Annotated in this window: 6 protein-coding genes; all 6 read left to right on the top strand. The window is 54.8% G+C overall.

The window, feature by feature from the left end:
- The coding region (gene mreC, locus ABYV26_RS20715; RefSeq protein WP_372683260.1) for a rod shape-determining protein MreC at window positions 1-634 on the top strand (634 nt) is incomplete at its 5' end.
- Window positions 631-1158: a hypothetical protein gene (locus ABYV26_RS20710; RefSeq protein ID WP_372683259.1), complete on the top strand. Its 528-nt coding sequence runs from the start codon at window positions 631-633 to the stop codon at window positions 1156-1158. The genes mreC and ABYV26_RS20710, both read left to right, overlap by 4 nt.
- A complete protein-coding gene (mrdA, locus tag ABYV26_RS20705) occupies window positions 1155-3029 on the top strand; it encodes a penicillin-binding protein 2 (RefSeq protein WP_372683258.1) in 1875 nt (624 codons plus the stop codon). The genes ABYV26_RS20710 and mrdA overlap by 4 nt, the downstream gene beginning before the upstream one ends.
- A 3-nt stretch (window positions 3030-3032) precedes the next feature.
- Complete coding sequence (gene rodA / locus ABYV26_RS20700) at window positions 3033-4136, top strand: rod shape-determining protein RodA (RefSeq protein ID WP_372683257.1); 1104 nt, start codon at window positions 3033-3035, stop codon at window positions 4134-4136.
- Between the two features lie 69 nt (window positions 4137-4205).
- The gene (locus ABYV26_RS20695) at window positions 4206-4610 is read left to right on the top strand and encodes a polymer-forming cytoskeletal protein (RefSeq protein ID WP_372683256.1); all 405 of its coding nucleotides are present in this window, start codon (window positions 4206-4208) and stop codon (window positions 4608-4610) included.
- A 146-nt stretch (window positions 4611-4756) separates the two neighbouring features.
- Window positions 4757-4994, top strand: a 238-nt coding sequence (locus ABYV26_RS20690; protein WP_372683255.1) for an ATP synthase F0 subunit B, incomplete at its 3' end; no start/stop codon positions are given.

The raw sequence follows: 4994 nt of genomic DNA, 5'->3' as shown, positions 1-4994 counted from the left end.
GGTCGCCACGGCCAAAGAGAACCAGCGACTGAAAAAAGCGCTGGGACAAAGCCTAGAGCAGCTCAACCGCTGCAGCGAAACCGAAATAGCCAACGACCGGCTCCGCCATATGCTGGGTTTTGAAAAAGCGATTCCACGACCTATGATCGCCGCTCAGGTGGTGGGCAAGGACCCGTCTGCCTGGTCAAAGACCATCATTGTGGACAAGGGAACCCGGGACAGCGTTCGGCAGGGCGTTCCCGTGGTGATTCCCGAGGGGATTGTCGGCGTGGTTGTAGAGGCGTCGGCCGGGTATTCCAAGGTGCTCTTGCTGACTGATCCCAACAGCGCCGTGGATGCCCTGGTGCAGAAAACCCGTGCGCGGGGCATAGTCAAGGGTGGCGGGGCCGATTACTGCATATTCGACTATGTCCTCAGAAAACATGAAATCAGTGTGGGGGACATGGTGGTTTCTTCCGGCCTGGATGGCGTGTTTCCCAAGGGGTTTCGCGTGGGGCGCATTTCCGAAATCGTCAGACAGAACGCCGGTATCTTTCAGAAGGTGTCGGTGACCCCATACGTGGATTTCGAAATCCTCGAAGAAGTGTTTATCATTTCCGAACCGGTTGACGAAAGTCCTCCCGGAGAATCATGATTTACGGCTATCACGTAGTTATTTGCCTGTTTTTGATTATTTTTCAGACGACGCTACTGGTTGGCGGTGCAGCGGTGCACCTATACGACCTACTGGCGCCGTTCGTGGTCTATTTAGGGGTTTACCATCTGCCGCGCGGGGCCATTCCGGTTCTCTTGTTCAGCGGGTTGGCCATGGACGGCATATCCGGTGGTGTATTCGGCGTTTACCTAACCGCCTATCTGTGGATGTACGTGGGCGTGCGCTGGGCCATCCAGTTCCTGCAGGTAGGCAATGTGATTCTAATGCCGCTGCTGGTCACCGCCGGTGTCGTTTTCGAGAGTCTGGTGGTAGCCTTTTCCGCGGTGGTGCTGGCGTCGGCGCCCTGGCCGGTGGAGTCCATTCTTCCCGTGGTTTCCGGGCAGGTGCTCTGGGGAGCGGTGACCGGACCCTTTTTGATGCTTTTTTTCATCCGTGGACAGAAAATCGTCGAGCGGGCAAGAAAATCCTTCTATGCGGAAAAAAGCCCTCTGAGGACGCCTTGACCAACTATTTGGACAATGTGGACAGCGACTGGTTCGGCAAGCGGCTGAGTGCTGCCCTGACGGTGGTCATTGCCGCCTTTGTGGTGCTGATTGCCCGTCTGCTGTTCCTTCAGGTGATCGAAGGCGGAGAGCTTCGACGGTTATCGGAAATCAACAGCATTCGATTAAGAAGCGTGGATGCACCCCGTGGGTTGATTTACGATATCCATAACCGACTCATGGCGGACAACCGGCCTTCCTACGACCTGAGCATCACCGTCAAAGATGCCCATCCACTTGAGCAGACCATTGAAAAGCTATCCCAATATACGGGCCTTGACGAAGCCCAGTTTTGGGAGCGCCTGGAGAAAGCCAGGGGAACCCGTGCATACAAGCCCGTTCTGCTCAAACCCGATATCGGTCGGGATGCGCTGGCAGCCATCGAGGTGAACCGATGGGACCTGCCCGGCATCCTGGTCAACGTTTCTCCCCGCAGGGACTATATTTTCAGCCCCAGTTCGGCTCACCTCCTGGGCTATATGGGGGAGATCAGCGTCGAGGAACTGAAGAGCACGATTTACAACGACTATAAAAGCGGTGATTATATCGGAAAATACGGTATCGAGCGGGTCAATGAAGATTGGCTACGCGGCAAGCGTGGCGGCCAGCAGGTGGAGGTCAACGCTACTGGCCAGGTGGTTCGGGTGCTCAATACGGTCGATGCAATTCCGGGCCACAATATTATTTTGTCCATCGACCAGTCCCTCCAGCAGACAGCCGAGAAGCTGCTGGCGGACCTGGCGGGAGCAGCCGTGGCGGTGGATCCATCCAATGGTCAGATCCTGGCTATGGCGTCCAGCCCTTCATTCGACCAGAATGCTTTTATCTCCGGCATGTCTCATGACGAGTGGAACGCCTTGATATCGGATCCCCAGCACCCGCTTGAAAACAAGGCCATCCAAGCAGAATATCCGCCGGCGTCTACATACAAGATCATCGTCGCCGCCGCCGGGCTCGAAGAGGGTGTCATCGATGAGAAAACCTCATTTTTCTGTCCCGGCTTTCTCAAGTTTGGCAACCGGACCTATCGGTGCTGGAAGAAGTGGGGACATGGTGAGGTGGATGTCTTAAAGGCCTTGAGCGAGTCCTGCGACGTCTATTTCTATAAAGTAGGACTCGAGCTTGGGGTAGACCGCCTGGCATGGTACGCCAATGCTTTCGGCTTGGGGGAACCCACCGGCGTGGATCTCGATAACGAAGAGGGCGGCTTGATTCCAACCGCCCAGTGGAAGAAAAAACGGATGGGCGTTTCCTGGCAAAAGGGCGAAACGCTGTCAATTGCCATCGGTCAGGGCTTCAATCTGGCCACGCCTTTGCAAATGGCCATGGTGGCTGCTGCGGTCGGCAATGGGGGTATGCGCTATCGACCCATGATCGTCAAAACCATTCGGACCGCGGACGGGCAGACCATGTACGAGAGTGTCCCCCAGGTCGCAGGGCGGCTTCCAATCAGCCAAAAAAACTTGTGGATAGTGAGAGAGGGGCTGTTCCAAGCTGTCAATGATCGGCACGGGACTGCGTGGCGCAGTCGGCTGGAAGGAATGGCCATGAGTGGCAAGACAGGGACCGCCCAGGTTGCAGGAAGGCGGGACGATGCCGCCGAGGGCGAAAATGATTGGGGGTCGATAAAGGACCATGCTTGGTTTGTTGCCTATGCACCCCGGGAGAATCCCAGGATTGCAGTGGCGGTGATGGTCGAGCATGGAGAGCACGGATCCAGCGCTGCTGCTCCGGTGGCGGCCGAGATGATCCGGTTCCATCTGTCCGGCGGCCAACCGAAAGCCGATGCGTCGTTGGATGTCGCACCGAGGACATCCGCCGAGGGAGATTGATCCATGTTCGATAGACGATTGTTGCAATGCTTTGACTGGGGGCTTCTGGCGCTTACCCTTTCCATCGGAATCGCTGGGCTGGTGGCCCTATACAGTGCCGTGTCCGCTGGAGCGGTCGAGCCGGATCTAACCCTGTTCAGAAAACAGCTGATCTGGTATGGCGTCGGCTTCGGTTCCATGATTTTCTGCTTTTTATTTGACTACAAGCAGTTCGAACGGTTGGCCAATTTTATCTACCTGGCCTCCGTGATTTCATTGACGGCAGTGCTGTTTTTCGGCAAGTACGTGAGCGGATCGCGGCGCTGGCTCTCCCTGGGCCCCTTCACCCTCCAACCTTCCGAAATGGCCAAGGTCGCCGTCATCATCGTCCTGGCCCGTTATTTTGCCAAGCTTATCAATACCGAGGGGCTAACCTTACGGGACCTGATGGTGCCGGCGTTTCTTACCGCGGTGCCCTTTGCCCTGATTGTCCGCCAACCGGACCTGGGCACGGCTATGGTGATTGCGCTCATTGCCGGGGCCATGACCCTTTTTGCCAAGATCGAGCGCAGGGCGCTGAGTTGGCTGATGGCCACCTTCACCCTGCTCGTTCCGTTGGTCTGGTTTTTTTTGCGTGGATACCAGAAGCAACGCATCCTGACCTTCTTGAATCCGGACCGGGACCCCCTGGGCGCCGGTTACCATATCATTCAATCCAAAATTGCCATCGGATCGGGGATGCTCACCGGCAAAGGCTTTTTAAAGGGTACCCAAAACGCACTGTCTTTCCTGCCGGAGCAGCATACCGACTTCATTTTTTCAGTGCTGGCCGAAGAGTGGGGACTGATGGGGTCGTTGTCGGTGGTCATTCTGTTTTTGATTATCATTGCCTGGGGACTGAGCATTGCCGGCCGTTGCCGGGATCCCTTTGGAACCATGTTGTCCGTGGGGGTGACCGCCATGATCGCTTGGCAGGTGCTGATCAACATCGGGATGGTCATGGGACTCATGCCGGTGGTGGGGGTGACCCTGCCTTTTGTGAGTTATGGCGGATCGTCGATCATCACCATGATGATCGGCATCGGCCTGCTCATGAATGTGAGCATGCGCCGATTCAAATTTGAATAATTGCGGCAGGCGGTCATCGTCGTCGGGATGGGAAATATTTTTTATTCTATTAAAACTTAAGGGGAAACGATGAAAAAAAAAGAGAATGCAGACCATATTTCCACACTGTTGGGAGTCGGGACCGCCATCGAAGGAACCCTGACTTTTAAAGACACCATCCGGCTGGATGGTGCGGTCAGTGGTAAAATCGTTTCCGAGAAAGGCACCGTGATCATTGGTGAACGGGCGGTGGTAGACGCGCAGATCCGCGTGGGAACAGCCATTGTCAAGGGAACCGTCAATGGGCATATCCAAGCTGCCGAGCGCATCGACGTCTACCCGCCGGCCAAAATCACCGGCGATATCCAAGCGCCGGTGATTTCCATTGAAACGGGCGTTTTTTTTAACGGGAATTGCACCATGGCCAAACCAGATCCGTTGCCGGTTGAAAAAAAATCGGTGGAAACGACGCGAGATGAAAAGAAATCCGGATGACGGATTAATTTTTAAAAAACCTTTGACATTTCAGGGACGCGGATGGTATAGACCGCCGGAGTTCGCACCTTTCGTAAGTCATATCATTTATAGACAATATATTGTTTTTTGGGAACATTTAATCCTACTTCAACGGAGGCTCTTAGATGGTAAGCGTCGATGGTTCCATAGTCTTGCAAATCGTGAATTTTTTACTGTTGATTTGGATTTTGAACATGGTGCTCTACAAGCCCATTCGAAAAATACTGCAGGAGAGAAAAGAAAAAATGGTCGGCATGCAGTCCGCAATTGACGGATCCGCCCAACAGGTCAAATCAAAAGAAGACGCATATACCGATGGGGTCCGCCAGGCCCGTGCTGCCGGGCAGAAAGAGAAGGAGACCC

This window comes from Desulfosarcina sp. (genome assembly GCF_041551955.1).
In the GTDB taxonomy this organism is placed as follows: Bacteria; Desulfobacterota; Desulfobacteria; order Desulfobacterales; family Desulfosarcinaceae; genus Desulfosarcina.
This window is presented reverse-complemented; position numbering and strand designations above follow the sequence as displayed.

Bases quoted from the DNA above. Each gene is read 5' to 3' on its own strand.
- ABYV26_RS20695 (WP_372683256.1), top strand. From the start codon at position 4,206: ATGAAAAAAAAAGAGAATGCAGACCATATTTCCACACTGTTGGGAGTC.
- ABYV26_RS20710 (WP_372683259.1), top strand. From the start codon at position 631: ATGATTTACGGCTATCACGTAGTTATTTGCCTGTTTTTGATTATTTTT.
- rodA (WP_372683257.1), top strand. From the start codon at position 3,033: ATGTTCGATAGACGATTGTTGCAATGCTTTGACTGGGGGCTTCTGGCG.